The 15,114-nt window shown below is 38.9% G+C and carries 11 protein-coding genes; 3 read left to right on the forward strand and 8 right to left on the reverse strand.

Features of this window, described 5'->3' with window-relative positions; genetic code table 11:
* From CPRO_RS10595 to mltG, 6 genes are all read right to left on the reverse strand, one after another.
* On the reverse strand, positions 1–4,506 hold the full coding sequence (locus CPRO_RS10595) for a GLUG motif-containing protein (protein ID WP_066051503.1): 4,506 nt from the start codon (positions 4,504–4,506) through the stop codon (positions 1–3).
* Between the two features lie 92 nt (positions 4,507–4,598).
* Complete coding sequence (locus CPRO_RS10600; protein ID WP_066051506.1) at positions 4,599–5,828, reverse strand: type II secretion system protein; 1,230 nt, start codon at positions 5,826–5,828, stop codon at positions 4,599–4,601.
* 367 nt (positions 5,829–6,195) lie between these two features.
* A complete protein-coding gene (locus CPRO_RS10605) occupies positions 6,196–6,624 on the reverse strand; it encodes a MarR family winged helix-turn-helix transcriptional regulator (protein WP_066051508.1) in 429 nt (142 codons plus the stop codon).
* A gap of 71 nt (positions 6,625–6,695) precedes the next feature.
* Complete coding sequence (locus CPRO_RS10610; protein ID WP_066053966.1) at positions 6,696–7,937, reverse strand: peptidase U32 family protein; 1,242 nt, start codon at positions 7,935–7,937, stop codon at positions 6,696–6,698.
* Positions 7,930–8,616, reverse strand: a complete 687-nt coding sequence (locus CPRO_RS10615) for an O-methyltransferase (protein ID WP_066051511.1) — start codon at positions 8,614–8,616, stop codon at positions 7,930–7,932. The genes CPRO_RS10610 and CPRO_RS10615 overlap by 8 nt, the downstream gene beginning before the upstream one ends.
* A gap of 16 nt (positions 8,617–8,632) precedes the next feature.
* Positions 8,633–9,745, reverse strand: coding sequence for an endolytic transglycosylase MltG (gene mltG / locus CPRO_RS10620; protein ID WP_157881670.1), 1,113 nt, complete (start codon positions 9,743–9,745; stop codon positions 8,633–8,635).
* 363 nt (positions 9,746–10,108) lie between these two features.
* On the opposite strand from mltG, the gene CPRO_RS10625 reads away from it, so the two are divergent.
* The 3 genes from CPRO_RS10625 to CPRO_RS10630 are packed head-to-tail and all read left to right on the forward strand — an operon-like array spanning position 10,109 to position 12,999.
* Positions 10,109–11,404 (forward strand): bifunctional folylpolyglutamate synthase/dihydrofolate synthase, encoded by a 1,296-nt coding sequence (locus CPRO_RS10625; protein ID WP_066051515.1) that lies wholly within the window; start codon positions 10,109–10,111, stop codon positions 11,402–11,404.
* A gap of 15 nt (positions 11,405–11,419) precedes the next feature.
* A complete protein-coding gene (locus tag CPRO_RS15390; protein WP_157881671.1) occupies positions 11,420–11,572 on the forward strand; it encodes a hypothetical protein in 153 nt (50 codons plus the stop codon).
* Positions 11,573–11,589: 17 nt separating this feature from the next.
* Positions 11,590–12,999: a tetratricopeptide repeat protein gene (locus CPRO_RS10630; protein ID WP_066051518.1), complete on the forward strand. Its 1,410-nt coding sequence runs from the start codon at positions 11,590–11,592 to the stop codon at positions 12,997–12,999.
* Between the two features lie 277 nt (positions 13,000–13,276).
* Here the strand turns inward: CPRO_RS10630 and CPRO_RS10635 are convergent, their stop codons facing one another.
* Together CPRO_RS10635 and CPRO_RS10640 are read right to left on the reverse strand one after the other, a co-directional pair.
* On the reverse strand, positions 13,277–13,879 hold the full coding sequence (locus tag CPRO_RS10635) for a DedA family protein (RefSeq protein ID WP_066051521.1): 603 nt from the start codon (positions 13,877–13,879) through the stop codon (positions 13,277–13,279).
* A 213-nt stretch (positions 13,880–14,092) separates the two neighbouring features.
* Entirely contained in the window at positions 14,093–15,112 is a 1,020-nt protein-coding gene (locus CPRO_RS10640) for a DUF2156 domain-containing protein (RefSeq protein ID WP_066051524.1), read from the reverse strand.
* Positions 15,113–15,114: the final 2 nt, after the last annotated feature.

Here is a 15,114-nt window from a genome sequence, read left to right on the forward strand (position 1 = left end):
TTAGGGTTGGTAGGTAAATGTGTTATTGTTATATACAAATACATGCACTGTACCATCCGTTTTATTTCTTAATATCACTTCATCCAAATAATACCCATTGGTTACCCAGAACACATTTAATGTAAGTCCATTTGCGTTGCTATTCCTTAGGTTCCCTTCCGAGACTGTGGAAAGATTAATCGTATCTTCACCCCATCGCCAGCCAAAATAGTTATAGCTATAGGTATATTTCGCTTCCCAATTAGATAAATCCTGTGCAAAATCACTATCAAAAACAATGCCATATGCATATCTATTACTGTAATATGGATAGCCAAAATAATTGTACATTGCAGAGCCTTGGGCGTAAAGGTTTCCTTGTGACATATCTTCAAGACTCACCATTATACCATTTGCATAATAATTTCCGCCACTGCGATACAACTTAATCGCTCCAACCTTCCCGCTTATTCCTACAGGCCAATCCCCACAGTGATCCAATGCAGAAAGTCTGGGATAAGGGTAAGCCCCACTCATGGTATTGCTCCATGTTGCACTTGTGTTGCTTGTTGTCCAAGCTCCGGAGGTAAATACCGTTTTCAACTGCGTGAGGGATTTACTTGTTCCACCAGAGTTGGTAATTGCATTGTTTATGGTTTTATCCTTTGCCCAATAACACGATGCTGTGGTAATGCCCGTAGAACCTGTTGGAACAAATCCATAGCTCTGGGTTCCGTATATGTTGGCAAGGGTATAGCAACTCTGAACATTAGACCCAGAAGAAGTTTTGCCAATAAAACCGGAAGCAACTGCATTGGCAGACTGCACTTGGCCTAATGCATAGCAATTATTTATGGTTCCACTGTTTCTAAGTACAAAGCCCGCCGCTTCACCTTTCCCACTGGAAATCGCTACATTCACATAAGAATTTGAAATAGTACCGAAGTTTTGACCTACCATACCCGCACTACCCAAGTTAGTAGTATTTGTTGTAATTGTACCTGTAGCAAGACAATTTTGAATATCTCCATTGTTCGTTTTAGCTACGGCCGCTAATCCATCTGTAGAACTGCTCATGTTTATTCCAACTAGAGCCAAATTCTTCACATCGCCATTTATAGCAATGATATCGAACAAAGGCTTTGTCAAACCGAAAATACGGTTACCATTACTTCCGGTTTTATATCCATTGAAAACTCTAGCATTGCCACCCGAAATGTACCCACCATCAAATGTGTACCCTGCATTGTGAATACCTCCCGTATTTACGCCTGCAACAACATCATGATCCAGCTTAATATTCCATCCACTGCTTGCTGAAGTCATGTTTTGAAGCTGTTGGGCTGTACGCACCTTAAGAGGTGCCTCAGGTGAAGCCTGTAATGCCGAGGTAGAAAGCGTATCGGCAAAGGCTCCGTTTACATGAATTGTTCGTGTTCTAGGGGTTCTCATAGAATCCTCTGTTTCATCATAGCCAAATTGCAATTCCTTGCTTATCAAATTGTTCTCAGGGTTCAATAACCCCAAGCTTTCATCATTAAGGCTAAATAAATTATAGATTCCTCTACCTACTGCAATATTGTTCTTTAGAATAGACCCTAGCTGAAGAGTCTGACCATTTGCTTTAAAGGTTCCTGCATCCTCAAGCAGTCGAAGGATACCATACCCAGCACTTTCGATGGTTTTGCTGTTGGTTGTGTCAAAGCTTCCCACATAAGCAAGTGCATTCTTTTCATTGATATAGCTGGTTGCAAAGGTACCATCGGAATACAGCTCATAATAAGTTAAATAACCTGAATCCTTCTTTGTTGACTCGTAATACCAATCTCCATAATGAACATAGGTAGTGGTTTTTTCTCTTGGATTGATCACCAGTGCAGGGTAAGAATAAGCCACGGAATCTAATGATGAAGACCACGGATAAGTATTCCCCGAGGTAGCACGACCCGAGCCCCTTGCATCGACACCAGTTGCACTATCTTTGCTTGCTGGAATGGATAGTGCACATAACTGGGAATAATTTAATTTGTAGACTGAAAAATCCCCACCGGCTACTGTGCCATTTAAAGTTACCCCCGTACCCACGGTATTTGTTAAGTAGTAACCATTATAAAGTTTCAGCTTATCCTGTTTATTGATTACAGCATAAGGAACACCTCTAATAGGGTATTTGTCATTATCCCATGTACAATAACTATATACATTTGTAATGACCATATTTCTACTGGTGGCTTGATTATCATAAATACCATAAATATTATCAAAGCCGGCACAAATTCCTGCCAAATAGGTGTTGGATGAGGAACTGTCCGAGGCTGATACGATACCACCGCTATAGCAGTTTGTAATAGTCCCTCTACCATTGATTGAGCCCACCAAACCGCCAATAAAACGGGCAACATTAGAGCTTCGGTCCGCAGTAACCAGCTTACTTACCGCACTGCTATTTTCAATTCTACCAAAGTTATAACCTACCAAACCACCCACAGCACAGGGCAGCTTAGCATTACTTTTCGGAGCATAACTTACTGTATATCCAGTTACAGAGCAATTCTTAACAGATGCATAAGAATATGTATCATCATTTCGATATTGCTCATTATCATCGCTGTCTTTTTTACCAACATACACCAAGCCCGCCAAAGCTCCAACACCGGGATGATGTGAACCGTCATTATATTCAGAGATAACATAACCGGATTTGTTTTCAGGATCGGAAGCAACCATAACGATATTTTTCAGAGAAGCACCCTGTACCTCACCAAAAAGGCCTGTAAATTGATATCTATCCTCATTCGTCGTAACACAGCGATAATCAATAATTTCATATCCTTGACCATCATAAACATTTCTAAAGTTACTTGGTGTATAGGTGGCTCCCGTAGGATCTGTAAACGCCTGAGAATTGGGACGCCCTATAGGTCTGTTTCGATATGCATTCCCACTTGCGGTATCCATCAGGTTATAGCTTATACCGCAGTATGTCTTCGTATAAGTCCCAAAATCAATATCATTTTCCTGTCTATAATAATACCGTGTATCTCTACTATCAGTCCATTTTGTCGTATTCCAATAATAGGCAGCACGAGCCAAAGCATTAATATGTCTTGGACTTCTAACGGAAATAGGTCGACTCTCCCCTGTTGGGTTTTTGGGAACCGCAGCCGCAGTTGTGCTGATATCGGGATTAATTGCATTTTTTGCAAAGTCAGGGCAGTAGAAAAATGTATAATTCTCGAACACTGCTTTTTCATCAATATAGCCTGTTATCGTCAAGCGGTCATAAAACCTTGCCGCTGTATTTCGGTCAGTCATTTGCAATGCAAAAGGAAGGCGGAAAACCTTGGCATTTGAAATGGTATACCTCGCCCCATCTGCTGTATTTGAAAATTGCAAAGAAACTTTATCGGTAATTCTTTTTGCTGTACCGGCACTCTGGGTATCCGTAATATTTACCACTTTTGTCGCCGCAGTCTTTTCATCGGCAGTTGCATTATCCTTTAAATTCAAACAATAATTGAACTTCGTCAAAGAATAGATTGTCATGATGGCATAGCCATCCTCCACACAAGGTTCTTGCCGCAAGGTATTTAGTTTCCAGCTATTGATACCCCCTGTATCAAAACTATCCCCTTCTGCCATCAAGCTTGTTTCTGCATAATAGCCATAATAGCTTCCCTCTGCATCGGCATTTGCATATCTTTCATAATAAACCAAAGATGTCTGTAATTTTAACTCTGCGGGCCAATCTCCATAATGAGGTAGAATTGTTCCATCCTCCCTATGCACCATTACAAAAGGGATGGGGTTTCCTACCAAAGCATCACTATATGGGTAGCAATTACTATCAAGATTCCCTGAAACCTTTAAATCTGGAAATCCTTTTGGCAGAACATCCGCAAAACTAATCGTATAATCATAATTATAATTTGCCTGTCTTAAAAATTTGCAATTGCGAAAGGTTGCAGTAGAGGTTCCGGCAAATCCACCCGAGGTAGCTTTATCTATAAGGCTATCCCCTCTTTGTACCAAACCATAGGCACTACAATCGGAAATCGTTCCATTGGCTGCACTTCCCACCAAGCCACCAGCATACCACTGAGCCGTTACGTCCGAGGTGGAATAGCAACTATTCATAGATGTATTTGCAGTTCTTCCCGCAAACCCGCCGGCATAGCTTCCAGTTGCATTCACCTTGCCCGAGGCATAAGAATTGAATATCTGTCCATTGCTGTATTCGCCACAAAATCCCCCTACATACGCATTCCCCGCAACATTCATTGCTGCAAATGAAGCTTTTGTGATTGTAGCACCACTGATTCGTCCTACCAATCCACCAACATAATCCGTTCCACTAACGCGATAGCGTGCAACACGGTCTCCCATATCTGTAAGAGGACGGTTATATTCATCCCTTGTTGTAAGATAAACCCCGCAATTGGTTATGCTTCCTCCTTGCATTTGCCCTGCCAATGCACCAACATAGGCGCTCCCCGAAACACTAAAATCTACCAACTTCATATTCATGAAAGCACAATCTTTCAACTGGCTAAACAAACCAATATTATTCGTTCCAGCTATATTAAAATTCCGAAGTTCATTATTATTTCCATTGAATGTTATTCTATCAAATAATGATGGGTTTGCAATGGGAGCAAAGGTATCTGAATACGGTGGATTCTTTTTATATCATAACTGCTAATCATGGAACCGGCAGGCCATTTGCTATAATCATAGTCAATTGCACCTGTCTGGGTAATAATAAGTCCATCTTTACCTGTGGCAGAATAGTTTGATGATCTTAAATTGTTTAAATGGCGGACACTGGAAACAGCCAAATTTTCATCCACATCTTTTGATGCAAAAAGGCTGTTTGTAACGGGCGCCACTGCACTTCCGGTAACAGTAAGACCTTCTCTGGCATAGGTTATCGTCACTGTTGCAGTTATATTATCACCTGGTGTCAGTTTCCCCCGTGTAATATTTTGAAAGCTTTCCATGCCTCCACGAACACTATCCAAAAGAACTTGAACTTTTGCCTTATCATTGCTAATCCAAAAATCTCTACCACCTTTCAATTCAATGGTAAAGGAATGGTTTGATGTATCATCAGGTCGAAACCTCTCATCTGTAATGGTCACAGACAAAAGGATATTCTCGGGATTTTTAATCAGCTTTCTCATGCCACTGCATTCAATATCCAAATATAAATCTTCTTTATTTACCACTTTTACAGCGGGTTCAAACTTATCCGGCAGACCAATACCTTGGGAAAGTTCTGAAATCCCACCATAATAACCAATCATTTTTTCTTTTCGATCGCTTTTACCTCTTGAAGCAAGTGCCATTATATCATCATATGTAAACATTTCTTCTCCATAAAAAACGCCGTAAACATCTCCTGTTTCAGGATTTAACTCTACCAAATAATGCCCTCCCGTTTCTAAGGAAGCATTTAAAATGGAATCATTACCTATTATATAATCAATAAAAACAGTATCCGTATCCGTAAAATAATAAAGTTTTTTCCAATCATCTGTTTCTCCATCGAAATCTTGAGGTTCTTTACCTATAAATCCTAATTTTCTTTCAGAATAATCTTCATCCTTCACAATGTTTTCACAAAACGTATTTAATGTTCCAACAGTTTTCATGGTTGTAAGCTTGTTTTGTGAAACCAAATAAATCTGCCTTGCAACATCATCATACTTGGTTATCTCAAGGCTTCTTCTAAGGCCGGCTACCGCAGGTATGGCAATGGCGCAAATGACAATCAGGATTCCGACTGCAACCAGCATTTCTATAAGGGTGTAGCCTTTTTTTTCTCTTTTTGAAAACTTATCAATCATTGCGCTCACTCCCCTTTTCCATAAAATGATTGGCAGATTTACAATAGTAAATTTCAATCAGTAGTTACAATAATCTCATCCACATTGTAACAAAACTTTTTGCATAAAACAACAGAAAATTCCTGCTTAATGAAAAATAGTAATATTATTCCAGATTTCCAATTCAATTGCTGTTAAATTTTTTATTATTAATCTTAAATTTTATTTAGCCCTTTTGTAACAGAAGCGTACGTATCACGAATAGAAAAAAAAGCATTGAAAAAGCTTAATACTGCTTTAAAGGATTAAAACAGGGCCTTGCCCTGATACATATTAGCAAAATTTCATTAAAATAAAAAAAGCAGGTCAAAAGACCCACCTTTCTAATTTATCCTGCAAAATGATTCCCATCCGCAATAATGCGCAGATAATTCTTCAATACCCCAATCTCTTCTGCAGAAAAGCATTTCAATACCTCATCATTCACGTCATCAATGATTTTTCCAATAGGTGCCTCTAAAGCTTTCCCTTTTTCCGTCGGAACCACTCTAACTTCACGTCTATCTTCCTTGTTGATTACCCGATCAATCAGACCTTTTTTCTGCATGCGATCTAGCACGCCTGAAATAGTAGATGTTTCCAAGCAGAGAATCTCTGAAATTTGCTTTGGTGTAGCAAACTCCTTTTGCCATAAGCAGCTTAAAACACCATATTGGGATGGTGTAATGTCATACTCAGACAGCTTTGAGCTCAGATGCTGAAAAACAGAATGCTGTGCTGTAGTCAATAAATAGTTGATACACTGTGTTAATTCCATAAGCTTATCCTTTTCCCTTTACTCAATTCTATTATATAGGATAGCTGTATTTCAGACAAAAATCAAGTTTTTTATTTAGCATCCAACACATTTTTGCGCAACATGTCGAATTTTTTTACTGGTTTTTCAAACAAAATTTGTAAAATTTGCTGAGGGTGTGGCGCAGATTCCACCGCATTTCCTTTTTCATCCCACATCTTAGAAACTTTCATTGTAAATGCATTTCCCTTTGCAGGCATAACCTCAATGGTATCTCCAACAGAGAATTTATTACGCTGTTCCACAATGGCAATTCCTGTTTCAGAGTTGCTGTCCTCTTGAACCATACCAACAAAGTCAAAACCACGAATATACGTATTACTATTGTAAATCTGTTGATTCCCATCAGGCTTTTCATAATAGAAGCCTTCGGTGTAGTCTCTATGACTCGCCTTGGAAACTTCTTCCAAATACTGAGGCAGTTTTTCTCGATATAAATCAGGTGAAGTCATATAATCATCAATGGCCTGACGATATGCCTTTACCACTGTTCCTACATAAAAAGGTGTCTTCATACGGCCTTCGATTTTCAGGCTCATAATTCCTGATTCTAGAATATCGGGGATATGTTCAATCATGCAAAGATCCTTGGAATTATAAATATATGTCCCTCTTTCATTTTCCTCTATAGGCATATATTCACCAGGTCTGGTTTCTTCCACCAAATGGTATTTCCATCTGCAAGGATGAGAACAAGCTCCCTTATTTGCATCTCTGCCGCTTAGATAATTGCTCAGTAAGCACCGCCCCGAATAAGAAATGCACATTGCCCCATGCACAAAGGCCTCAATATCCATATCCTCAGGAATGTTTTCCCGAATTTGCTTTACTTCCGGAAAGGAAAGCTCTCTGGCAATGACAACACGCTTTGCCCCAAGCTTATACCACATGCTGGCGCTCATATAATTGGTGTTATTTGCTTGGGTAGAAACGTGAATCTCCATATTAGGTACCGCTTCCTTAGCCACGGAAAATACACCCAAATCTGAAATAATCAGCGCATCCGCACCAATTTTTTCTACCGCCTTAAAATACTCTGCCATGCCTTCAAAATCCGCATTATGGGCAAAAATATTCGCTGTGATATAAACCTTTGCTCCGTGGTCGTGAGCAAAACGAATGCCTTCAGCCATGGTATCCAAACCGAAATTTTTCGCTTTAGCCCGCAAACCGTAAGCCTCACCACCAATATATACTGCATCGGCACCATAAAGCACCGCTATTTTCAGTTTCTCCAAATCACCTGCAGGAGCCAAAAGCTCCGGCTTATTCAATTTCCACATGTTTCATTTCTCCTTCTGTTTCCTTTGTTTTATAACAAAGCGCCATACCATCCCCAATGGGGATGATAGAGGTTTCCAATGCCTCGTTATGGGTAATTTCCCATAAAAACGTTCTTAAACGTTTATGGATGGTGCGCTGTCTCCTTGGCACACTGAAACGGGTTTGAGCAATTGTCCCTCCCTGTAAAACGTCATCCACAATCAAAAGCCCTCCAATGGGCAGCAACCGCAAACAGTGAGGCAAAAAACTATGATATTGCCCTTTTGCAGCATCTAAAAAAATCACATCATAGGGGCCCTCTAAGGTTGGCAGGATGTCTGCAGCATCCCCTTCCAAAATCGTGATGGTTTCTTCCAACCCCATTCGTTTGATATTGGGGCGTGCATCCTTTAGCATAACTTCAAAACGATCAATTGTGGTTACTGTTCCACCTGGTTGTAAATATTTACTGATGAGCCCCGCAGAAAAACCCACAGCTGTTCCAATTTCCAAAACATGCTTCGGTTGTTTCATAGAGAGCAAAACACTCATCAGTCTGGCTGTTTCCAAAGGTATAATCGGAACATTCCCTTCATTTGCGTCCCTTTGTATCTCCCCTAAAACGCCGTCATACATGGGTTGTATGGTGCGCAAAAAGGTATTCATCGTATCATCTGTTACATAATTCATTTTATTCTCTCCTAAATTAGGTTCCGCTAGCCTTATATTTTTCCTTGGCTTTCAAAAAGTCCTCATAAGTTTCACAGAAAACATGGTTATCTTTCCCTTTTGCCTCAACCACATAGTAAATATACTTATTATCTTCTGGATAAAGGGCTGCTTTAAAGGACAATTCTCCAGGGTTGGAAATCGGCCCAACAGGAAGTCCTTTTACTTTATAGGTATTATACGGAGAATCCACCTGTAGATCAACGGTAGATATATCTTCCTTTACAATGCCCATGGCATACAAAACCGTGGCATCCACCTGCAAAGGCATTCCATCTTTAAGTCTGTTATAAATTACCCCCGCCGCACGAGGACGCTCTTCATCCACCTTAATTTCTTTTTCAATAATCGAAGCGATCGTAACCAGCTCATCTAAAGTATGCCCACTTGCTTCCACAGCGTTTTGATATTCCTTTGTATACATTTGTTCAAAGCGTTTCAGCATTGCTTGAATCAGTTGGTGTGCAGTGGTTTCTTCCTTAATAAAGTATGTGTCAGGAAAAAGATAGCCCTCCAACTTAAACTCTCTATCCGGAAGATCCTTTAAGAAATCAAATTCAAAAGTTCCTGTATTACACTCATTAATAAATTCCTCAGCAGTACAAATACCCTTTTCTTCTGCTTTTGCAGCAATCTGCTTTGTTGTAAAACCTTCGGGTATGGTAATTTTCATTTCATCTAAAACCACCCCAGTTTGCAGCAACTCCATAATTTGGGTTGTATTTAAACCTTTATCTATCTCATAAGTCCCTTGACGATAGGTTCCATCGAAGCCATCAAGTCTACTACTCACACGGAAGGTAAGTGTACTTTTAATCAGCTTATTTTCTTTTAATATTTTTGCAATATCTGCTGTAGATGCCCCTTCGGGAATTGTCACCGTTACAGTTTCACCTGTCAATACTGGTTCCTCTACTGAGGATTGCATAAAACTCTTAAACAATCCGAAAGAAAGAAGGCCAATCACCACCGCAATTAAGAGAAATATCCCCCATCGAATATTTCTATTTCGCCTACGTTTTTTTTCCCGCAATCTCCGCCTATCTACCTGCCTTTTTCTTCCTCTATCATCATCCATTTTTCCATTCATGGCAGTTCTCCTTTCATTCCCCATAAATCTGTTCTATTATACAATTTTATTCCCTTTCCGACAACCTTATTTTCTAATCTAAATCTCATCGTAAAATTCTTTTTCACTTTTCTTAATCTTATTGCAGAAAATACGAATCTTGGTATAATAGATAAAGGCTAAAAAAGATATAAAAGATTCTATAATTTATAAACAGATGGAACAAAAACAACGTTTTATGTGATGGGCGCAATTACGTTGCCGCCCATAAAAATTTTTGACGATTACCAAAATTTTATTCCTTTTGAGGCAAAATGGTTTTTCATGAAAAGTTATGCCTACTGCGGAATTTTATTTTGGTTTCTTTTGTGATAGGAGAATAGGATGAATTATCAAGAAAGCATACATTATTTAGAAAAAGAAATCGGTTTTGCATCTTGCCCCGGGTTGGAAAGAATTACCGATTTAATGGAAAAACTGGGTAATCCCGAAAAAAAGTTAAAAATAATTCATGTTGCAGGTACTAACGGAAAAGGTTCCGCCACAGCATTGCTTTGCTCTATTTTGCAAGAAGGGGGTTACCGCACCGCAGGCTATACATCACCCCACCTTGCCAGCTACAATGAGCGTTTTTTGATTAATGGCGAGGAAATATCTGATGATGCTTTTGCACGAATCCTTACGAAAACAAAGGATGCTTGTTTGGAATTGAATGCAGAAGGAAAAGATGCGCCCACTCTTTTTGAAGTAATTACCGGCGCCGCCTTTCTCTACTTTGCAGAAGAAGGTGTAGATATTGCTGTGATTGAAGTGGGACTGGGTGGAACATATGACGCTACAAATATCGTAGAAAACCCAATTTTAAGTGTCATTATGTCTATCAGTATGGATCATACAGAATTCTTGGGAAATACAATTGAACAGATTGCCAAAGAAAAAGCCGGAATTATAAAGGAAAGTTGTCCCGTGGTGTTGTATTCTCAAGAAGAATTAGTATATAATATTGTTAAGAAGCAAGCCGATGGTCTGAATGCTCCCCTTTATTGCCCAAAAGAGACAGCAGTAAAAATTCACTCTCAGACCATAGACGGAACTGTTTTTGATGTAAAAAGCCCTTCTTTTGCCTACGATAACTTATATTTACCTTTGCTGGGGCAGCATCAAATTCAAAACTGCATTACAATTCTGGAAGCTTGCCAGGTTATCAAAAAGAGTGGTTTCCCATTAACAGAGTCCCAAATTCGCACAGGCATTTCAAACACGTTTTGGGCAGGAAGAATGGAAGTGTGCAAAAAACATCCAATGGTGGTTTTGGATGGTGCACACAATGTTGATGGTATTCGGCAGTTGGCAGAAAGTATTAAAACCTATTTTAAAGATAAAAAGATCACTATCATTTTAGGTGTTTTAGGTGATAAGGAATATGAAAAAATGGCAGAGTTAATTATGCCCTTTGCCAGTCAGGTCGTATTTACCGAACCCCACAGCGAGCGCAAGCTGGATGCTCAAACATTGGCAGATATCGTTTGTTACAAGGAACTGCCTTTCTTCATTGAGCCTGAGTTAGAACACGCATATCAAAAAGCCTTAGAAATAACCGATACAAATGGTGTTATTATATGCTGTGGTTCCCTTTATATGATTGGGGCTTTACGTTCCTATATATTTTCCGTTGAATAAGGAGGTTACATTATTATGTTCAATTTTAAAGATGAGCTTTCAAGATATCAGCCCATCCTTGAGTTAGATCAAATTGAAGAGGCTTTACAGCCCAATCAACTGAAAGACTTGGTTGATATTCTCGAACATATTGCAAAAGATAAAAATATCAGTCCTTCCCAGGAATGAACAAAGGAGCGATAAAAATGAGATGTCCAAATTGTGGATTTGATTTTTCCGAAGGCTACCTTTGCCCAAAATGCGGGATTGACACCTTTGTTTTTCTAAAAACCCAGAAGCTCTCTATTCGTTTATATAATGAAGCCTTGGAAGCTGCAAGGGAGATGGATCTTTCAGGTGCTGCTGAAAAGCTGGAGCAAAGCCTTCTTTTTGATAAAAGCAATATGCAAGCCCGAAACCTTTTGGGGCTGATTTATTGTGAAACCGGCAGAATTGCCGATGCATTAAAACATTGGATTATCAGTACTTCTATGGTAAAAGATAATAATCCCGCCGTTGGATATATGGACTTTCTACAGAAAAATGGGCGGGAAATGGAAAAATATAACGATGCTGTTCGTATGTACAACCAAGCTCTTCTGTACCTGAACCATGGCAGCGACGATATGGCGATTATTCAATTAAAAAAAGCAGTTGACAGTAACCCAGACTTTATTGATGCTTATAATTTGCTTACCCTTTGTTGCATTGAAGAAAATAACTACAAACGGGCTCAGCACTTTATTGATATTGTTTTGAAAAAGGATAAGAAAAATCCTAAAGCTTTGAAATACGATAACGTTATCAATAGTGGCGGAACCAGTGGTCTGCGCAAAAAGACTCCTCGCTCCGCAGAAAGCAAAGAGGATTCCTCGCAAAAAACTGTCTCACTGAAAAAAACAGATAGTGCTCCTCCTATGCCCAGATACAAGCGTAAGGAAAAACAAATCGGTATCTTAGAAAAAAGAGATATTATTTCCTTTCTTCTTGGTATCGTCTGTGCGGCGATTGCAATTCTTGTTTTAATGATGCCTGCTATGAATGAAGCAAAGGATAAATTAATTGTAGATTTGCAAACAAAAGTGGACAACTATGCCGGGGAAACCAAAATGACACCCGGCGAAGTTTTGGCTATGAGAACAGAGCTTGAGACCTTGCGAAATGAAAATAAACGCCTACGCAGTGAAGAAACAAAACAGGCTAATCTTGAATTATTGCAAACCGCATTATCTCAAATGACCGATAACGATTTTGAAACCTGTGTAGCCACATTGGATCGTATTGATACCATAGGCTTTAGCGATGAAGATATTGCAAAATATAATTCCGTTAAAGCAACCGTTTATCCAAAGGCCGCAGACAGCCTCTATACCAAAGGTAAAAGCGAGTTTTTAAGCAACAAATATGCTGAGGCAAAAGCAAGTTTGGAAAGTGCATTAAAATATGCTTCCGATGAAAATTTTATTGATGACGCATACTTCTATTTAGCAAAAATAGCTGAAAAAGATGAGGATTTGGAGCAAGCAAAAGCCTACTATCAAAAGGTTATATCCGAATATCCTGATTCTAATCAACTTACCAATGCAGAAAATGCCTTGAAAAATCTTTCTGAATAATATGCCGCTACAGCTAGATTAGTGATTTGCAGAGTCGTGTTAAAAACATCCGCCCTTCTATGGATAAAATAATCAAAAATTGATTTTTATCAAGATATAAAAATCAGAGGAGTCAAGATCAAAGGAATTGTAGCTCCTGTTGTCCTCAGATTGAATTGATAGTTTATGAATAAGAAAAGCGGTCTTTTCCGAAAGGATAAAGATCGCTTTGTTTAAGCTTTCAATGATACATAAATAACTATGTCAACAGCCGTTGGGAATATAAGGCCACCTAACTTTAATGGTTCTTCTTTCTCGAAGCATTTCTCAATACAATAAAGAGAATAACTAGAAAAGCAATACCTCCTGATAACTGCCATTGGTACGCCTTTAAAAAAGCCATGCAAATTTCCCAATGGCTGCCCAAAAAGTATCCCGCACTAATCAAAGCCGTGTTCCATATTATAACGCCAAAAAAAGTATATACTAAAAAAGGTAAGGCAGACATTTTTGCCAGTCCCGCCGGAAAAGAAATATATGTGCGTGCAATGGGAAATAATCTGGCAAAAAAAACAGATTCCTTTCCATACTTTTCAAAAATACTCTGGGCTTTTCCTACCCCCAAGGCAATGGTTTCAAATCTTCCCGCCAGTTTATCAACCATTTTTCCACCAATTCTTCCAATTAAATAACAGAATGTTGTCCCAAACATGCCCCCTATTGTTGCAATCAATATGGTATGAAAAAGGCTATAGCCATTTATGGCAATGACATAACCAATAAAAGGCAGTAAAATTTCGCTGGAAACAGGAAAGCAACCATATTCTAATGCTGTCGCAACAAAAATTCCTCCTGCACCCAATTCTAAAATCAATTGTTTTATTGCCTCAATCAAACTCATTTTTTCTCGCCCCCTCCATTTATCCTATGACAAAAGAAATAGAAATAGGACATTCACCTTTCATAATTAGACCACTAAATCATTATCACTCACTTATTATTTGTAATTTTGCGAAACAAAAAAGCCCATTTGCAAACAAAACAAATGGACTTTTCTATGATAAAATTTTTGTATAACTTCTCAATCAGCAATTTTTATTTAGACCAAAAAAATTTATTCCTCCCAGCCCCAAATTCCCTTTACTTGAGAAAGATCACGAGGGCTGAACATATATTTTTCAATCATTTTAACTGGATGATATGCACGCTTTGCTTTACGCATTCCTTCAATACCCATATCTTCTTCACGGTTAATTAACTCTACTTCCGTGCATTCATTTTTCACATATTGCTGATTAATCATTGGATAGATTCCCTCAAAAGAGGCATCTGCTTTTTCAATATGCACTAATTGTAAATGGGGCTGCAATCTTTCCCCTAGTGTAAAGGCTACAAGTTTATTCTCGATAAAAATTGCGCCTCCCACCAGACCTAGTTCCTCCATATGATTCAAAGCCAAAAGTACAGATTTTCTTTCTTCTTTTAACTCTGCACTGATTTCCTCTTTCTCCTCTTTCCATTGGTCATAAAGAGCAATGCAGTCCTCTATCATAGAAGTTTCCAGCTTTCTATACTCATAGTCAGGGTATAAGGAAAGGAATTTATTGACATGGTTTCTTTTCGCGTGGAGCTTCTTGCCTGACAACGTCTCCAGTTTCTCTCGTTCATACACATAGTCCCATGCAATATCCGTGGGTTGAATAAACAGCTCGGGACAGGCCTTCTGCATCATTTCGTAAAAGGGTGAAGAGACAGAGCGAATTGTTGGCTCAACTCCAACTTTTTTCATATACTCAATGGCATCATAAACTGCCTTACGATAATTAACATTTTCACCATATTTGGGGATGGGTGCCCAGAAATAAATGGGAACTCGTTTGAAATCCAGCTTAATATAAAGCACATTGTCTTTTTCCGCATATTCCATTTTACCATCAGTACCCCAAATAAACATATTTGTAAAGGAAAGGTCAGAACATTCTGCTCCCCAAGGCTTCGTATAGCTCTCAATTAGCTGCTTTTTATCCAATGTGATTGGATAAAACTGAAAAGACACACTTGATGTCTTTATTTCAATATTATTTACAATCTCTTCTTTTTTTTGATTTTTACATAAACATTGTACTCCTGGCATAC

It is taken from the genome of Anaerotignum propionicum DSM 1682, from assembly GCF_001561955.1.
Classification (GTDB): Bacteria; Bacillota; Clostridia; order Lachnospirales; family Anaerotignaceae; genus Chakrabartyella; species Chakrabartyella propionicum.